This is a genomic window from Arthrobacter sp. M4, assembly GCF_020251205.1.
GTDB lineage: Bacteria > Actinomycetota > Actinomycetes > Actinomycetales > Micrococcaceae > Arthrobacter.
The window spans coordinates 1-892 of sequence record NZ_JAIWYX010000049.1 but is presented as its reverse complement, the minus strand read 5'-3'; the positions used below and the strand labels follow the sequence as shown (position 1 = coordinate 892).

1 protein-coding gene is annotated in these 892 nt (G+C 63.1%); it reads right to left on the bottom strand.

Translation table 11 applies throughout. The features are described 5' to 3' along the window. A partial coding sequence (locus LD110_RS23340) for an ABC transporter substrate-binding protein (protein WP_225502329.1) occupies positions 1-647 on the bottom strand: 647 nt, incomplete at its 3' end. Positions 648-892 lie beyond the last annotated feature (245 nt).

The following is an 892-nucleotide window of genomic DNA, read 5'->3' as shown; positions in this document are numbered from 1 at the left end:
GCGGACTGGAGGAATGGCGAGTACGCGTACGGCAGCCACTCGCCGGTGTAGGAGGTGGCCAGGTCAAGCGGGTTCTCCCACTTGCCAAGCTTCTTGAGTGAGGCGAGGGCGGATTCGAATTCGTCCTTTGTCCATGGCTTGTCCACCGTGGCCACCCGCACGCCCGCGGCAGCGAGGTCCGACTTGCGGGCCATCAGGCCAAGGGCGACGTCGTAGTAGCCGACCGAGTAAGCCTGGCCGTTCCACTTGCCCACCGTCGCGGGAAGGTTCTTGCCCAGATCAGCGCTCAGCTTGAGCGGAGCGAGGTACTTGGACCAGGCCCAGTTGGCGACGTTCGGACCGTCGATATCGACGATGCAGGGCAGCTTGTTGGCCGATGCCGCAGCGACGACCGAATCGTTGTAGGAGTCCTGCGGGAACGCCTGGACCTTGATTTTTACCTTGCTCTGGCTGGCGTTGTATTCATCGACGAGCGACTGGATCGCGGCAAGCTCCTCCTGGTTGCCCGCATTATGGGTCCAAAGGGTCAGTTCGCCGCTGGCTCCGTCCTTGGAGCCACCTCCCCCCGAACTGCAGGCGGCAAGACCGCCTCCAATAGTTGCTGCTGCTACGCTAACTGCCAGGAGCCGCTTGAGCGTCGTCTTCATTAACGTTGTCCTTCTACTGCTGGAAATGGTGGTTGGGAAGGTGGTTCCGTCCGGGTGCGGCTGTTGCAGCAGCCGCACCCGGCCCACACGGAACCGGTAAGACTTCGTGGGAGAACTGGGGTGCGCGATGTCCTCGCTTACTGCTGCCGGGGCGGGGCTACCGACCCGCGGCGCACGATGGGGCACTCGAACCTGAGCTGAACGGCTGAACCTGCTCCGTCCGGATCCTCGATCTCGTCCAGGAG